This is a genomic window from Buttiauxella sp. AC142 (assembly GCF_979253435.1).
On the sequence record NZ_CEEDCH010000001.1, the window covers coordinates 208,766 to 224,457 of the forward strand.

Annotated in this window: 15 protein-coding genes, 3 tRNA genes and 1 pseudogene; 8 read left to right on the forward strand and 11 right to left on the reverse strand. The window is 51.8% G+C overall.

The genetic code is table 11. From position 1 onward, the window contains the following. Nucleotides 1-59: 59 nt before the first annotated feature. Complete coding sequence (locus AC0IWZ_RS00880; RefSeq protein ID WP_115631353.1) at nucleotides 60-194, forward strand: entericidin A/B family lipoprotein; 135 nt, start codon at nucleotides 60-62, stop codon at nucleotides 192-194. A gap of 102 nt (nucleotides 195-296) precedes the next feature. Continuing rightward, nucleotides 297-443, forward strand: a complete 147-nt coding sequence (gene ecnB / locus AC0IWZ_RS00885; RefSeq protein ID WP_034492730.1) for a lipoprotein toxin entericidin B — start codon at nucleotides 297-299, stop codon at nucleotides 441-443. Nucleotides 444-506: 63 nt separating this feature from the next. Here the strand turns inward: ecnB and AC0IWZ_RS00890 are convergent, their stop codons facing one another. Beyond that, a complete protein-coding gene (locus AC0IWZ_RS00890) occupies nucleotides 507-1,079 on the reverse strand; it encodes a response regulator transcription factor (protein WP_471678369.1) in 573 nt (190 codons plus the stop codon). Between the two features lie 228 nt (nucleotides 1,080-1,307). On the opposite strand from AC0IWZ_RS00890, the gene sugE reads away from it, so the two are divergent. Continuing rightward, nucleotides 1,308-1,625: a quaternary ammonium compound efflux SMR transporter SugE gene (gene sugE, locus AC0IWZ_RS00895; RefSeq protein ID WP_034492734.1), complete on the forward strand. Its 318-nt coding sequence runs from the start codon at nucleotides 1,308-1,310 to the stop codon at nucleotides 1,623-1,625. Here sugE and AC0IWZ_RS00900 read toward each other — a convergent pair. The 6 genes from AC0IWZ_RS00900 to frdA form a co-directional block, all read right to left on the reverse strand. Continuing rightward, complete coding sequence (locus tag AC0IWZ_RS00900) at nucleotides 1,622-2,155, reverse strand: lipocalin family protein (protein ID WP_034492737.1); 534 nt, start codon at nucleotides 2,153-2,155, stop codon at nucleotides 1,622-1,624. The genes sugE and AC0IWZ_RS00900 overlap by 4 nt on opposite strands. Nucleotides 2,156-2,267: 112 nt before the next feature. Further along, nucleotides 2,268-3,419: a CMY2/MIR/ACT/EC family class C beta-lactamase gene (ampC, locus tag AC0IWZ_RS00905; RefSeq protein WP_471678368.1), complete on the reverse strand. Its 1,152-nt coding sequence runs from the start codon at nucleotides 3,417-3,419 to the stop codon at nucleotides 2,268-2,270. A gap of 97 nt (nucleotides 3,420-3,516) precedes the next feature. Continuing rightward, nucleotides 3,517-3,876 carry a fumarate reductase subunit FrdD gene (frdD, locus tag AC0IWZ_RS00910; RefSeq protein WP_115631345.1) on the reverse strand — a complete coding sequence of 120 codons (360 nt, stop codon included), beginning with the start codon at nucleotides 3,874-3,876 and terminating at the stop codon, nucleotides 3,517-3,519. Nucleotides 3,877-3,886: 10 nt separating this feature from the next. Continuing rightward, nucleotides 3,887-4,282 (reverse strand): fumarate reductase subunit FrdC, encoded by a 396-nt coding sequence (gene frdC, locus AC0IWZ_RS00915; RefSeq protein ID WP_034492742.1) that lies wholly within the window; start codon nucleotides 4,280-4,282, stop codon nucleotides 3,887-3,889. 10 nt (nucleotides 4,283-4,292) lie between these two features. Further along, nucleotides 4,293-5,030, reverse strand: coding sequence for a succinate dehydrogenase/fumarate reductase iron-sulfur subunit (locus tag AC0IWZ_RS00920; RefSeq protein WP_410373595.1), 738 nt, complete (start codon nucleotides 5,028-5,030; stop codon nucleotides 4,293-4,295). Beyond that, nucleotides 5,023-6,816: a fumarate reductase (quinol) flavoprotein subunit gene (gene frdA, locus AC0IWZ_RS00925; RefSeq protein ID WP_410373596.1), complete on the reverse strand. Its 1,794-nt coding sequence runs from the start codon at nucleotides 6,814-6,816 to the stop codon at nucleotides 5,023-5,025. The genes AC0IWZ_RS00920 and frdA overlap by 8 nt, the downstream gene beginning before the upstream one ends. A 330-nt stretch (nucleotides 6,817-7,146) precedes the next feature. On the opposite strand from frdA, the gene epmA reads away from it, so the two are divergent. Further along, nucleotides 7,147-8,124: an elongation factor P--(R)-beta-lysine ligase gene (gene epmA, locus AC0IWZ_RS00930; RefSeq protein WP_172895703.1), complete on the forward strand. Its 978-nt coding sequence runs from the start codon at nucleotides 7,147-7,149 to the stop codon at nucleotides 8,122-8,124. 39 nt (nucleotides 8,125-8,163) lie between these two features. Here epmA and AC0IWZ_RS00935 read toward each other — a convergent pair whose 3' ends face one another. From AC0IWZ_RS00935 to rsgA, 4 genes and pseudogenes are all read right to left on the reverse strand, one after another. Beyond that, nucleotides 8,164-8,322: a hypothetical protein gene (locus tag AC0IWZ_RS00935; RefSeq protein ID WP_471678367.1), complete on the reverse strand. Its 159-nt coding sequence runs from the start codon at nucleotides 8,320-8,322 to the stop codon at nucleotides 8,164-8,166. Nucleotides 8,323-8,689: 367 nt separating this feature from the next. Then, nucleotides 8,690-12,028 (reverse strand): annotated as a pseudogene (mscM, locus tag AC0IWZ_RS00940) (miniconductance mechanosensitive channel MscM). A gap of 155 nt (nucleotides 12,029-12,183) precedes the next feature. Continuing rightward, complete coding sequence (gene asd, locus AC0IWZ_RS00945) at nucleotides 12,184-13,131, reverse strand: archaetidylserine decarboxylase (protein ID WP_034492763.1); 948 nt, start codon at nucleotides 13,129-13,131, stop codon at nucleotides 12,184-12,186. A gap of 79 nt (nucleotides 13,132-13,210) precedes the next feature. Continuing rightward, nucleotides 13,211-14,266, reverse strand: a complete 1,056-nt coding sequence (gene rsgA / locus AC0IWZ_RS00950) for a small ribosomal subunit biogenesis GTPase RsgA (protein WP_034492765.1) — start codon at nucleotides 14,264-14,266, stop codon at nucleotides 13,211-13,213. Nucleotides 14,267-14,379: 113 nt separating this feature from the next. Here rsgA and orn point away from each other — a divergent pair, with 113 nt between their 5' ends. The 4 genes from orn (at nucleotide 14,380) to AC0IWZ_RS00970 (ending at nucleotide 15,430) form a co-directional block, all read left to right on the forward strand. Next, nucleotides 14,380-14,925 carry an oligoribonuclease gene (gene orn, locus AC0IWZ_RS00955; protein WP_034492766.1) on the forward strand — a complete coding sequence of 182 codons (546 nt, stop codon included), beginning with the start codon at nucleotides 14,380-14,382 and terminating at the stop codon, nucleotides 14,923-14,925. A 174-nt stretch (nucleotides 14,926-15,099) separates the two neighbouring features. After that, nucleotides 15,100-15,175, forward strand: a tRNA-Gly gene (locus AC0IWZ_RS00960). A gap of 67 nt (nucleotides 15,176-15,242) precedes the next feature. Beyond that, nucleotides 15,243-15,318 (forward strand) — tRNA-Gly (locus AC0IWZ_RS00965). A gap of 36 nt (nucleotides 15,319-15,354) precedes the next feature. Then, nucleotides 15,355-15,430: transfer RNA gene (locus AC0IWZ_RS00970), tRNA-Gly, on the forward strand. Nucleotides 15,431-15,692: the final 262 nt, after the last annotated feature.

Sequence of the window (15,692 nt, forward strand, 5' to 3'; positions counted from 1 at the left end):
CGTGAAGGTTGGCGGTGGCGCGCTTTGCGCATCACCGCCGCTTGCATAAGGCAGGGAAGATGAGCCGTTTGATTAAACATTTACTTTTCATCACGTTGTTAACCACTGTTCTCACTGGCTGCAACGCCACCCGTGGCTTTGGCGAAGACCTGCAACACCTCGGCGGTGCCATCGAGCGCGCTGCAAACAAGTAATTACCAACACTCCTAAAAATCTGCTTTTTCCTTCAGTCTGCCAATTTTTGTCTATGCTTTAACTGCTATACACAAACAATATGGTCAAAAAAGGAAACGGTCATGATTAAGAAAACTATTGCAGCGTTCTTTTCTCTCATAGTGCTTTCGTCGTTACTTACTGCGTGTAATACCACCAAAGGTATGGGTGAAGATATTCAGGATGGTGGTCAGGCGATTTCCGGTGCCGCAACAAAAGCGCAGAATTAATGTATTAGCGGACGGTACGGTATCTTCGCCGTACCGTTGTTTATTTCATGATGACTGATACTGTTAGATAAATAATGAAAAGCGATTGCTAATGCCGAGCTTCATACGAATATTACGCTTATAGGTATATACCGTCTTCGTGCTAATCCCCATCATGCTGGCAATAAAATCATTATTGGCTCTGTCGGTCCATAACTTTAATATGCGTTCCTCACGTAAGGTGAGTAATGGTGATGTGAATTGCCTGTCAGAATTAAAGGGTGGGCGCGCGCTCAGTTGTTTGTGAATGACTGCGTACAACTCAGGCAGTGGCACGGTTTTGTTATATATCGAGCGTGAGCCTTGCACCAGGCAGTACTCTTCAATCATTTTATGACGCATGCTGTTAAGCAGCATCAAACGAATCGATGTGCCGCAGGCGGAATAAATCGACGAGAGTTGTTGGATATTATGTAGCGAACTGGCAAAGCTTGTAAAATCGGCAATAACCAGATTAGGTCGCCACTGTATTATTTTTTCACGGGCTAAAAGTAAGTTATCAGTTTCAGAAATAGTAAATGCAGTATTTTGACTGAGCCAGTTCTTAAAACCCTGCCGGGTATAATGGCAGCGGTCAATTAACAATATCTTATGCATACTTACCGTTCGCGTAACTCACTGATACAGCCTTATCTGAATTCTGAAGAGTGCACATAATATGAAAAAAGAGTAGAAGTGAATTGTGGATATACGGGGCGTTTTGCAGCCAATTCCTGGCTTAACAACTCACCATCTGATTGCTAGAATAGCGCCTTCAACCGCCTTATGGGACGACCCATAAGCGCGTCTTTATTCCGGGGACGGCCCCATTGACTGGAGCTGTATATGGCCTGGTTTGTTCTTGTTATCGCCGGTTTGCTAGAAGTCGTTTGGGCCGTTGGCCTGAAATATACCCACGGTTTTACCCGCTTGTGGCCAAGTGTCATCACGGTTGTGGCGATGATCGTCAGTGTCGCGCTGTTGTCATGGTCGATGAAAACGCTGCCGACGGGCACGGCTTACGCCGTCTGGACCGGGATTGGGGCCGTTGGCGCTGCAACCACTGGCATTATACTGCTAGGCGAATCAGCAAGCCTGGCCCGCATCGCGAGCCTGGCGTTGATTGTCATCGGTATTATTGGCCTGAAACTCAGTACCCACTAACTGGCGGGCTGTTTAATCCACATAAGTTTATCGACTGAGAAGCCCTGCTGCGTGGCGATGTTCAGCATTTGCTGTTTCACGTCATTGCTGATGGTCGGCGTGCGGGACAAGATCCACAGATAATCTTTATCCGGCCCGCACACCAGTGCGTGCCGGTAATCTTTATCGATGGCTATTACGTTATATCCGCCATAAAACGGTCCAAAGAATGAAACCTTCAGGGCAGCCCGGCTTGGGTCGCCGGTGAAATAGGCCTTGCCAATACTTTGCTGCCACATTTGCCTGTCAGGGTTAAAACCTCGGTTGATGACCTGAATGCCCCCGTCATCCATGGTGCTGTAAGTTGCCGTGACTTGCTCCAGCCCGCTTTCAAATTTATGGTCCATGCGGGCAATTTCGTACCATTTTCCCAGGTACCGTTTAGCCTCAAAATTATTCACTACTTTGGTGCCAGGTGGAGGAGTGGGTGAACTACAGGACACAACGAGAAACGCAACTGCAAGGGCGGTGATAATCGGCCAGATGCGCATAGCAAATTCCTTCTCGGTTTTTTGCTAAGTGTAGATTGTGGCAGGAATTAAGGTGGCTTAGAGAAGAAATAAAAAGGCGGGTAATGGATAACGTCACCCGCCACAAAATATGCTACTGCAATGCGTTTAAAATCGTATAGGCCGCTTTTACGCGCTCAGGGTTGGGATAGCTTTTATTCGCCAGCATCACGATGCCAAGTTGCTGCTCAGGAATAAACGCCACGTAGTTGCCAAAGCCACCCGTTGAACCCGTTTTATGCACCCACGAGGCTTTTACTGCGGCCACTGGTGGGTTTATTGCTGTGACGGGTGTCAGGGCAAGAGCGACCTTATTATCGCTCCCGTCAATCACCGTATTGGCTTGCAATGGCCAGTTCAGCATCTCCCAGCCTATGCCTTGATACATGCTGCCAGCACGCCAGTAGCGCGATTGTGCAAGCTCGATTCCCTGGCGTAACGTCTTATCGGCCACGAGTTCAGGAGAGATGTTGTATTGCACCCAGCTCGCCATATCTTCAATGCTTGATTTCACCCCATAGGCTTCGGCATCCAGCATTCCGGGCGACACGCGCACGGGCTTACCGTTGCGATAACCATGGGCGTACTGTTTTTCCTCAGACGCAGGGACTTTTATCCAGGTATGAGCCAGTTTCAGCGGCTGGAACACACGCTGCTTCATCGCCTCTTCAAACGTTTTCCCTGACGGTTTAACCGCCAGCGCGCCAAACAGGCCAATACTGGCGTTGGAGTACAGGCGCTTTTCCCCAGGCGCTGCCTGCGGCTGCCAGGTCTGGTAGAAATTCAGCAGCGCGGCCTGGTGGGTGACTTCATCCGGGACTTGCAGCGGCAGCCCACCCGCCGTGTAGGTCGCCAGATGCAGAAGAGTGATATCTTTCCATTGGCTACCCGAGAGCGCAGGCCAGTATTTCGTTGCCGGATCGCTTAATTTGATTTCACCGCGCGCAATAGCGTCGCCACCCAGAACGCCGGTGAAGGTTTTACTCACGGAGCCAAGTTCAAACAGCGTCTGTTTTGTCACCGGGATATTTTGCTCAATATCCGCTTTACCGTAAGTGAAGTAGTACGGCTTGCCCTGATAAACCACCGCCACGGCCATGCCGGGAATGTCCTGCGCCTTGAGTAAAGGGGTAATCGTCTGTGCGACGGTTTTACCGATTTGTTGTTCGGTGAGGGTTTTCGGGGCAGCAAAAGTGGCACATGAAACGCTGAGTACCAGGGCACTGCAAAGGGTTCTTTTGATCATTGGCGATCCTCCATGAAAGTGACACTTTAGCCGTGAGCGCTACAAATAAAAAGGCCTGCGCAATTAATGGCAGGCCTTGTTTAAATCATCGGAGTGATTAAAGCGTGATGACGCCAATCAGTGTCACGACGCTCAGAATCGCAGCCAGACCATAGAACACCCACTTGCCAGATGGCACGTGAATCTTCAGGTCATGCATCGCGTGGTGAATACGGTGCAGCCCGCACCACAGCGGCAGCACAATCATCAGGAAGATGAACAGGCGGCCAATCAAGCTCTGTGAAAATGCCAGCACACGGTCATAGCCCAATGCATCGCCTGGGAAAAGACCCAGCGGCAGCATGATGCCAACCAGCAGCACGATAACTGGCGCGATGATGGCGCCCCACATGCCGCCTGCGCCAAACAGACCCCAGAATACCGGCTCGTCGGAGCGTTTTGGATTTGGATTAATCATGACGTCCCCCTTACCAGAACAGTGCAATAAACAGAATGACGGCCGTGGCGACAACCGTCACCGCCCATAAGCCTTTAATCACCGGCTCCGGCCCCATTTTTTCATCTTTAATGATGATATTGGCGGCCTTCGGTGCCAGTTCAAACCAGGTTTTTGTATGCAGTAAAGCGGCTGCCAGAGTGATGAGATTGAGGATAATCACAATCGGGTTTTGCAGGAATGTAACAAATCCCGCCCAGCTTTCCGGCCCACTTTTTAGCGAAAACAGACCACAGATCAGCAAAATGCTGAACCAGACCGTTGGCACTGAAGTGCCTTCGCGAATCATATAAAAACGGTAGAAACCGAGTTTTTGCCACCAGGTTGGCGTCATCGCCCGTACATAAGGCTTACGTTTCGTAGTCATTTTGCACTCCTTAGCGTGGTTTCAGGGTGGCAATCAAAAAGTCTTTTGAACTTTCGACTTTACCCTGCTGGATGGCAGCGGCGGGATCGACGTGTTTCGGGCACACTTCGGAGCAGTAGCCCACGAAAGTGCAGCTCCAGACGCCATTCTTGCCGTTTAACTGCGCCATACGCTCTTTCTTGCCATGGTCGCGGTTATCCAGGTTGTAACGGTGAGCCAGCGTAATGGCCGCCGGGCCAATAAACTCAGGGTTCAGACCAAACTGTGGGCACGCTGAATAGCACAAGCCGCAGTTGATGCAGCCGGAGAACTGATGGTATTTCGCCATCTGTGCCGGAGTCTGGTTATTTGGCCCCTGATCTGGCGTACGCGAGTTGCCAATGATGTATGGCTTTATCGCTTCCAGGCTTTCGATAAAGTGGGTCATATCGACCACCAAATCGCGCTCGATAGGGAAGTTCGCCAACGCTTCAACCTTCATGCCCTGCGTGTATTCGCGCAGGAAGGTTTTACAGGCCAGTTTTGGCACGCGGTTGACCATCATGCCGCAAGAGCCGCAGATAGCCATACGGCACGACCAGCGGTAGGTCAGGTCGGGTGCCAGATTGTCCTTGATGTAACCCAGCGCATCCAGCAGCGAGGTTTGTTCATCGTAAGGCACTTCATAGATTGCACTGTGCGGCTCGTTATCCGTTTCCGGGTTGTAGCGCACGATTTCAATCTTCAGGGTTTTCATCACTTCAGCCATTCGACGTCTCCTTCTTCTTGTCGGCCGCTTCTGATTCCGCACCGTAGACGCGTTTAGCCGGTGGCAAAGTCGTGATTTTCACATCGCTGTATTCCAGACGCGTGGTTCCATTGGCGTCACGGAAAGCGAGAGTATGTTTCAGGAAGTTCACGTCATCACGCTCGGTGCAACCTTCGTCCAGGCGCTGGTGTGCGCCGCGTGATTCTTTACGTGCCATCGCTGAGTGCGCCATACATTCCGCAACGTTCAAGCCGTGGCCCAGTTCGATGGTGTACAGCAAATCCGTATTAAACACGCTGGAAGTGTCAGTAATGCGAACGCGTTTGAAGCGCTCTTGCAGCTCAGCCAGCTTATCAATGGTTTTCTGCATCAGTTCTGGCGTGCGATAAATCCCGCAACCTTCTTCCATCGACAGACCCATTTCATCGCGAATCTTCGACCAGTTCTCAGAGCCTTCCTGATTAACCAGTTTCTTGAGGCGAGTTTCTACGTCTGTGGCTTGTGCATTCAATGCAGCGTCATTGGCGGGCGATGCTTCGTTGGCACGACGCATCGCGCCTTCACCCGCCAGGCGACCAAACACCACCAGTTCAGCAAGAGAGTTCGAACCTAAACGGTTCGCGCCATGCAGACCAACAGATGAACATTCGCCGACTGCGAACAGGCCTTTAATGCGGGATTCGCACTGGCTGTCGGTTTCGATACCGCCCATGGTGTAGTGCGCGGTAGGGCGAACGGGGATCGGCTCTTTAACCGGGTCGACGCCAACATACGCTTTTGCCAGTTCGCAGATAAACGGCAGACGTTCGAGAAGTTTTTTCTCGCCCAGATGACGCAGGTCGAGATAAACCACATCGCCACGTGGAGTTGGAACGGTGCGACCTGCACGCCATTCGTGCCAGAAGGCCTGAGAAACTTTGTCGCGCGGACCGAGTTCCATATATTTGTTGCGCGGCTCGCCCAGCGGAGTTTCTGGACCCATGCCGTAATCTTGCAGGTAACGATAGCCGTCTTTGTTGACCAGAATACCGCCTTCACCACGGCAGCCTTCCGTCATCAGAATGCCGGAACCAGGCAGGCCGGTTGGGTGATATTGCACAAATTCCATATCACGCAGTGGTACGCCGTGGCTGAGTGCCATGCCCATACCATCGCCGGTCACAATGCCGCCGTTGGTGTTGTAGCGATAAACGCGACCCGCACCACCGGTTGCCATCACGACCGCATTAGCGCGGATTTGTACCAGCGAGCCTTCCATCATATTCATGGCAACTACGCCACGCGCAGCGCCGTCATCAACCAGAATGTCGAGCACGAAATGCTCGTCAAAACGCTGGATTTGCGGGAACTGTAATGAAGTCTGGAACAGGGTGTGAAGCATATGGAAGCCGGTTTTATCCGCGGCAAACCAGGTGCGTTCAATCTTCATGCCACCAAAGCGGCGCACGTTGACGGAACCGTCCGGGCGACGACTCCATGGGCAACCCCATTGCTCAAGCTGCGTCATTTCGGTCGGGCAGTTATGGACGAAATAGTCGACCACATCCTGCTCGCACAGCCAGTCGCCACCGGAAACTGTGTCGTTAAAATGATATTCGAAGCTGTCGTGATCCTGCGTAACGGCAGCAGAACCTCCTTCGGCGGCCACAGTGTGGCTACGCATTGGGTAGACTTTGGAGATCAGAGCGATTTTGGCTTGTGGATTGGCTTGGGCCGCCGCGATGGCTGCTCGTAAGCCCGCTCCGCCAGCGCCAATTATGGCAAGATCGGCTTGAAAGGTTTGCACGACATTCCTCCAGATTTTTAGTTATTTCGCATAGCTAATTTAACCAAAGGTAGTTCACCGATACGGCGGCAGCTATAGCGAAAGGGTTTTCCCTGCTCCTTTGTAGGTAGCGGATTATAGCCGCAGGCTTTTTAAGGAAATTTGACGTGTTCGATTTTTTTGCTGTTCAGTTCAGCAATTAATTAATACTCATGATGATTTATGTCACGAAATGAGGATTCGTCACGGCATACTGGCCTCAGCAACGTTGAAAATTTACTGCGCAAAATTTGTCTCGCCTATGCGTTGCGGGTAGACTTCTCGGCCTTGTATGAATACGGAGACTCCACCATGAGCGAAACGGCCACCTGGCAGCCGAGCGCATCCATCCCCAACCTGTTGAAACGCGCTGCGATCATGGCTGTTATTCGGCGCTTTTTTGCCGATCGCGGTGTACTGGAGGTGGAAACACCCTGCATGAGCCAGGCTACGGTAACGGATATCAATCTGTTCCCGTTTGAAACCCGTTTTGTTGGCCCAGGCCACGCTCAGGGCGTCAATCTGTACCTGATGACCAGCCCGGAATACCACATGAAACGCCTGTTGGCGGCGGGCATTGGCCCGGTATTCCAGCTGTGCCGCAGTTTCCGTAATGAAGAGATGGGCCGTCACCATAATCCAGAGTTCACTATGCTGGAGTGGTATCGCCCATGCTACGACATGTATCGTTTGATGAATGAAGTTGATGATTTGCTGCAACAGGTTCTGGAAACTGATGCGGCGGAAACGCTCTCTTATCAGCAGGCTTTCCAACGCCACCTGGAAATTGACCCGCTTTCTGCGGATAAAACTCAATTACGTGAAGTTGCGAGAAAACTCGATTTAAGCAACATTGCCGATCAGGAAGAAGACCGCGATACCTTGCTACAACTGCTTTTCAGCATGGGTGTCGAGCCGCATATCGGTAAAGAAAAGCCGACGTTTGTGTACCACTTCCCGGCAAGCCAGGCCGCCCTGGCGCAGATCAGCACCGAAGACCATCGGGTTGCCGAGCGCTTCGAGGTCTATTTCCGAGGTATTGAGCTGGCAAATGGTTTCCACGAATTAACCGATGCACGTGAGCAGCAGCAGCGTTTCGAGCAGGATAACCGTAAACGTGCTGCCCGCGGTTTGCCGCAGCAGCCGATTGACGTGAATTTGCTCGAAGCACTCAAAGCAGGGCTGCCTGATTGCTCTGGTGTCGCGCTAGGTGTGGATCGCTTGATTATGTTGGCGCTGAAGGCTGAAAGCCTGGCCGACGTGCTGGCGTTCCCGGTGGACCGGGCTTAAAGCCACCCTCAGCCTGGCAATTTTGTCCGGGTGAGATCTTTAAGCCTCGCTGATTTTCCGTTCACCCGTGCGTTCAGTTATCTCTTTAATGCCAGCAAACGGTGAACGTGCCAGTGGGATAACGACATCCCCCTGGCGACCCCGTCGCCCGGTGATTAAATTGCCGCTGCGCGGTAAACCCCAGCTTATCCCCAACATCAGGGTCGTTCGCGACTCGTTCCAGACGATCGCTCTCTTTCGCTGCTCCCGGCAGCTCAACCCTGATTTATGGGGAACACTGGGGCAATTTATACCGGGAACAAGGTCAAAACCGGCTCAGTGTGATCTTTAGGTTTTGACGTTGACCTCTGGTTCCGGCTTCAATCACCTCCATTTTGACTCCAGGTGGCGACGGTGGCCACCCTAAGTCGTTCACCGGTTCAGTGGCTATATAAAACACTGAACACCGGGTGAACGGAACTGTCTCCCGACTCACAGAAATGTGACTAAGAGACAGCCCACCGGAGAGGGGGTTGTCCGGTTTTCTCCTTCTCCTGGGGAGAAGGCCGGGATGAGGGGTGTTGGCTTACAAACTTCCCGGCGTTCTGCCTGCTTTCCCTGAAGATGTTAGCGTCTTGTTGCTACGTTGCCCGCCCAGACTATCCAGACGCATCTGGAATGGTGGGAACGGCAGTTCGATACCGTGTTCGCGGAAGCCCTGCAGAATCAGCTGGTGAATCTCATGGCGCAGCGGCATACGGTGGTTCATCTCTGCGGCATAAATTCGCAGCTCAAATATTTGAATGCCCGCCTGCAAGTCCACAAGGAATGCTTCTGGCGGAGGGTTATCAATCACCAACGAACAGCGCTCGGCTGCCTGCAACAACACCTTCGTGACTTCCTCGCTGTTTGCATCAGACGGGGCTGGAACAGTTAGCACCACACGCGTTACCGAATCCGACAGCGACCAGTTGATAAACTGCTCGGTGATAAACGCTTTATTCGGCACGATGATCTCTTTGCGGTCCCAGTCGCTGATGGTGGTAGCTCGCGTATTAATTTTAGTGACGCTTCCGGTCAGATCGCGAATCGTCACGGTGTCGCCAATACGGATCGGTTTCTCGAACAGAATGATCAGGCCCGAGATAAAGTTGGCGAAAATCTCCTGCAAACCAAAACCTAAACCAACACCAAGGGCTGCGACCAGCCACTGCAATTTCGACCACTCAATGCCAATCATCGAGAAGCCGACCAATGTCCCCACCAGTAAAAGCAGATATTTGGTGACCGTCGTGATGGCGTAACCGGTACCAGGTGCTAAATCCAGGTGCTGGAGGAGTGCGAGTTCAAGCAGAGCAGGGAGGTTACGCACCAGTTGCATGGTGATAATCAGCACCAGAATGGCAATTAACACTGAGCCCAGGGTTATCGGCTCGATGCTTTCCACGCCTTGTACCGTTGAAGTGACATCCCACAACGTGATGTTCTCAAGGAAGCCAAATGCAGAATGGATTTCCGACCACAACACGATGACCGATAGAAGTGCAATGAGCATCAGAATCGAACGCACCAGGCGCAGAGACTGCACGCTGATAGTATCCAGATCGATTTCTGGCTCTTCGATAGTTTCTGCCGAACCTTCAGTGCTGTGGCTGTGAGCGGGTTCTTCTTCGCCACGAGCACGTTGGGCGAGTATTTCCGCACGACGATGTTTGGCGCGATCGAATGCCAGGCGGCGGCGCTGAATGAGCATCCAGCGACGGAAGATATGATAAACCACCAGTAACAAGAACCAGATGGCGACCGAGGTTTCAAGCCTTGCCAGCAGAGCTTGCGCGGTTGCCAGGTAACCTACCACGGCGGCCAAAATAGCCAGCAATGGAGCCGCCAGCAGCAGGTTCCATAATATCGTGTTGGCAATGTTTTCGCTGTTGCCCTGTTTATCCAGATACAGTGGAATTCCTGCCCGTTTCAGGCTTAACGTGACCAGTGCCATCGCACCGCAAATCAAAATAAAGCACAGCCGCCCAAGAGAACCGGAGAACTCCCGGTCACTGAGATTATCAAACATTATCAATGCCATAATTAGCGGCACGATAAGCCCGATACTCATCAGGTAATAACGCATAGCGCGGGCGACACGTTGCTGGGGCCAGCCGAAATGCACAATGAACAAACCGTTAGGACGGGCGAATGTGGCACAAATCATTACCGCCCAAAGCAGAGGAACGGTGGCGGTCACGCCATCGCCAATCGCCACTGCGAGGGGATATGGCCAGGCCGCTTGTAACCCGAAACCAAGCGTTGCCCAAAGCACCGGCAACGGTAATGCCACCAGAATCGACCAGAACACGGTGCGCAGCGTTAAGCTGAAATGATCCTGCGTCACTTTCCCCACTTTGGCGCTGGAGCGCTCCAGGAAAGCCGTAAAGTGGCGGCGCGAGCTGATACTGAAGCCTACCAGGATCAACGCAGCAAACAGCGGCAGCAGCGTCTCTTTGCTGGTCAGCATCATGACGGTGGCGCTGCCAAGCTGGCTGAACGTGTCCATCGATACCAGTCGACGCAAATCTTGCACGATCTCAACCGGCCAACTGAAGCCTATCGGGCTGACGTCTGAGGTCCAGAACAGATAACGGTGCGTCGCTTCGTTCACCTCTTTGAGCGCATCTTCCAGTTGGCTGTTGGCCACTTTCAGTTTGGTTAGCTCGAGAATGAGGTTATCGCCCCCTTGTAGCAGGGAGTTGAGCAGCTCGCGTTGGGTACGTAACTGCGCTTCCAGAATGCGATTTTGCTCGGTGGTGAGTGGCTGACCATCAAGTTGACGAATCTGGCGCAGTTGCTGGTGTTTGCTTAGCAGATCTTCGTAATGCAACCGCTGAACACGCAACTGGCCCAGCTCGGTATCCACTTGCTGCGGCTTTGGCATCTCCGGCAAACGTGCCACCTGGGCACGTAATGCTTCTCCCAGCACGTTAGAGACCCCAAGCCATTGTGACTGTTCACGCAGCGTGTTGAGCGCCTGGCGCACCTGCAACGTCTGGCTGCTCGCCTGGCGCTGCTGAGAGGCGACTAAATCCATGCGCTGAGCCTGTTGATTCAACGCCTGAGATAGCTCCCGGTTATTTTTGAACTGGGCAACAATGTCTGGTGGTAAATTCGCGCTGCTTTCAGCCAGCAGTTCGGTGCTTTCCAGCGCTTGTTCTGCTTCGCGCTGACGCTGATTATTCAATTGGTTACGCAACGCTTGCAGATAAGCATCCAGTTGCGTGCTCTGCTTTTGAGCAAGCTCAGCCCGCAGGCGTGAAAGTTCCTGGCGGTTACTGGCGGAAAGCTGCGCCAGTTCCAGTTCATCGACCAGGGCTTTCAGGCGTGAAGATTCAGCCTGCAAAGAGAGATTCTGTGCCTGCGATAATGGCGTGCTGGTGGTGGTTTGCGTGCCCAGCCGCCGTTCGACTTCGTTTAACTGGCGGCGAGCGTCAGTTTGTTGCTGCGGAAGCTGGCTGAGGGAATCGGTGATTTCTCGGGTGCGTTCTTGTTCTTGCTGCGCCAGGCGGCTTTTATCCAACAACTGGCTACTGACTTGCAGGATTTCCTGGTTTAAGGCATCGGTAGACATACCTTCCGGCACTTTCTGCGGCTCTTCGCGCAGGCTGCTAATCTGACGGCGTAATGTTTCAGAAAGCTTTGGAAAGTTATCAATGACTTGCTGATATTGCGTTGCACGTTCCTGAGAAGCTTTACGTTCCTGAAGTGCATTGAGAGCGGCCTGAAGCGTTTCCACGGTTTCAGCCTGAGCGGGCTGATCTTTTGCAGATTTAGCTTGTTCCAGTTCCTAGGAGATTTGTTTGGCATCAGGGGCTGGGGCGGCATACAGCGGTAGGCTTAGGCACCAGGCCATCAGAAAAGTGAGTATCAGGCGCACGTAAATACCTATCTTAGTTAACCCCTTCATCCTTCAAGCCGCAGCTGCGTTGGCTGCCTTTACTCACCCCAGTCACTTATTTATATAAGCTCCTGGGGATTCGCTCAGTTGCCGTCTTGCTGCAACTTGAATGATTTTAGGTTGAGCTTTAAGCGTTAAACGTCGGGTTTGGTTTCCTGATCGGCGGCAACTTCTGCTTCAGTAATCTCACTGACAGGCACTTCCGGTTCGCCCATAGGTTCGGTAGATACGGCCAGCGGTTCACCAATCTTAGTCACAGACAGGCTTTGCAGTTGCTCGGCCAGGTTCACTTTGCCCGGCGCGAACAAGTTAATCACCGTTGAGCCCAGTTTAAAGCGACCCATCTCCTGGCCTTTTAACAGTGCAACAGAACCTTCGCTTTCACCGGCAGGCCACGTCCAGCGTTTGATCACGCCTTCACGCGGTGGCGTGATAGTGCCTGCCCAGACGGTTTCGATGCTGCCAACAATGGTCGCGCCGACCAGAATTTGCGCCATTGGGCCAAATTCAGTATCGAACAGGCAGATAACACGTTCGTTACGGGCAAACAGGTTCGGGACGTTTTGCGCCGTTAAATGGTTCACGGAGAACAAATCGCCCGGCACGTAAATCATTTCACGCAAAATACCGTTACACGGCATGTGAACACGGTGGTAATCACGCGGCGACAGGTAAGTGGTCACGAAGCTGCCGTTACGGAACAGATCGGCCATTAAGTAGTTACCGGCAAGCAGGGCTTCCAGGCTGTAGTTATGGCCTTTTGCTTGCAGGATTTTGTCTTCTTCGATTGGGCCTAACTGGCTCACTACGCCGTCGGCTGGCATCACCAGTACACTTGGGTCGGTGTTAACCGGGCGTACGTCGTCACGCAGTGGACGGACGAAGAATTCGTTGAAGGTGCGATAGCTGGCGGTGTCCGGCTTTTGTGCTTCCTTCATGTCGACTTTGTAGTATTTGACGAACAGGTCGATAACCAGTTTGGTCAACCAGCCAGCTCGTTTGCTTGCACCCCAGCCTGCCAGGCGGGTCAGCCATAGTTTAGGCAGGATGTACTGGAGCGAAAGTTTAAAGTTGTCTAACAAGATAGCCTCCTGGCTAAGTACCCATTTTAGCGGGCATACACAAAAAGGAGCGCGATTTTAGCGATGCCCAGCTTAATTGTCAGCGTTCAGTATCGGAAAAGGTTTTACGCGATTTTACCTCGGACATACTTTCCAGTATGCGATGGTAGTTGTCGAAACGCGTTTCAGCGATCTCCCCACGCTCAACGGCTTCGCGCAGCGCGCAGCCTGGATCGTTGGTGTGGCTGCAGTCACGGTATTTGCAACGACCTAAATAGTCGTGGAATTCAGTAAACCCATTCGTGACTTGATCTGGCTCTAAGTGCCACAGACCGAATTCGCGCACGCCTGGGGAGTCGATAACATCGCCGCCGCCTGGGAAGTGGTAAAGACGCGAAGCGGTCGTTGTGTGCTGACCTAAACCTGAGTTATCAGAAACGTCATTAACCAGAATCTGGACTTCTTTAAAGCCGAGAAGGTTGTTCAGCAGGCTTGATTTGCCCACGCCGGATTGCCCGGCAAAAATACTGACGCGGCCAATCAATGCTTCTTCAAGCTCTTTCAGACCTTCAACTTTGTGGCTGGAAACAAACAGAACGCGATAACCAATCTTGCGGTAGATATCCATTTGTTCGTTGACGAACGCCAGGCCTGCTTCGTCCAGCAGGTCGGTTTTGTTCAATACCAGCAGTGGTTCGACGTCGAGGGTTTCGCACGCCACCAGATAACGGTCGATAATGTTTAGCGACAGCTCAGGCAAAATGGCGGAAACCACAATTATCTGGTCAATGTTAGCGGCAATGGGTTTTACGCCGTCATAGAAATCAGGGCGTGTCAGAACGGTGGTGCGCTCGTGTACTGCATCCACAATGCCTTTAATCGTGACACCTGCCGCCGCTTCTTTAGCCGGGCGCCAGACTACGTTGTCGCCTGTTACCAGCGAACGAATGGTACGACGGATATTGCAGCGGTGAATTTCACCACCGGGTGATTCGACATCGGCATGTTGGCCGAAACGGCTAATGACGCGACCATCGCGTGGTTCACCAAACTGAGAGTCGTCAGGATCGGCTTTCTCCACAGTCTGTTTAAGCCGACGCTGGTGATTTGCTGAAACCCGGCGCTGCTGTCCTTTGGAGAGTTTATTTTTGCTCAATCTTACTGGCTCCTGGTCGCCCGTGATGGGCAAAACCTCTATGATACACACTATTTTATACGAATTAACCCATCGACAACGGTGGGCTACGCACAAGAAGGGTGGAAAATAGCATGAGTGGAAATGAAAACAATCTGATTTGGATTGATTTAGAAATGACCGGCCTGGACCCCGAGCGGGATCGCATAATTGAAATTGCCACGCTGGTTACTGATGCCAATTTGAATATCCTCGCCGAAGGGCCAACGATTGCGGTTCATCAGTCTGACGAACAGCTGGCGCTGATGGATGACTGGAATGTGCGTACTCATACCGGTAGCGGCCTGGTTGAGCGTGTGAAAGCAAGTCAGCTGGACGATCGCGCGGCTGAACTGGCAACGCTTGAGTTTCTGAAACAATGGGTGCCAGCGAATAGCTCGCCAATCTGCGGTAATAGTATCGGCCAGGATCGCCGTTTCTTGTTTAAGTACATGCCAGAGCTGGAAGAGTACTTCCACTATCGTTATCTGGATGTCAGCACGCTGAAAGAGCTGGCGCGTCGTTGGAAACCTGAAATTCTCGCTGACTTCAAAAAGCAGGGCACGCACCAGGCAATGGATGATATTCGTGAGTCTGTGGCAGAGCTTGCGTTCTATCGTGAGAATTTTATTAAGCTTTGACAGGTGTTCGGGAGGAGCTAAACTCCTCCTTCGCTGAGAAATTAATCATTTTGACGCTTAAATCACCATTCAAACTAATTTTGTGAAAAAAACCTTTTGAAGGGCTTGCGACTAAAACGATTTCTCGTATAATGCGCCTCCCGTACCGATGCAGAATTTGCAGCGTTACACAGAGCGGGAATAGCTCAGTTGGTAGAGCACGACCTTGCCAAGGTCGGGGTCGCGAGTTCGAGTCTCGTTTCCCGCTCCAAATTTGATTACAGCAGCACCACCAAATTCGATGGCTTTTAAGCATCAGCTTGAAAGACGAAGAATATGCGGGAATAGCTCAGTTGGTAGAGCACGACCTTGCCAAGGTCGGGGTCGCGAGTTCGAGTCTCGTTTCCCGCTCCAAAATTTGATTTGGCTTTTAAAGCCAGCACCACCCAAGCGGGAATAGCTCAGTTGGTAGAGCACGACCTTGCCAAGGTCGGGGTCGCGAGTTCGAGTCTCGTTTCCCGCTCCAAATTCTAATCTTCAGTACAAATTATCCACAACGCTAAGTCGCGTCGGTGGTGGTTTTCACGTTCCTCAAAAACTCTTGTAAACAGACTTATCCACAGCTTACGTTTTTTCCCTTCGATCGCTAATTATTTATTAACTTTTACACCTTTAGTTTAACTATTTGATTTACTTAATTTTTATAATATTTAAAAATGTTAACTCGATCGCTTGCAGATTTTACATCGCTTGTGGGGCAAGGCATTCAAATTTTTATTCACATCCTG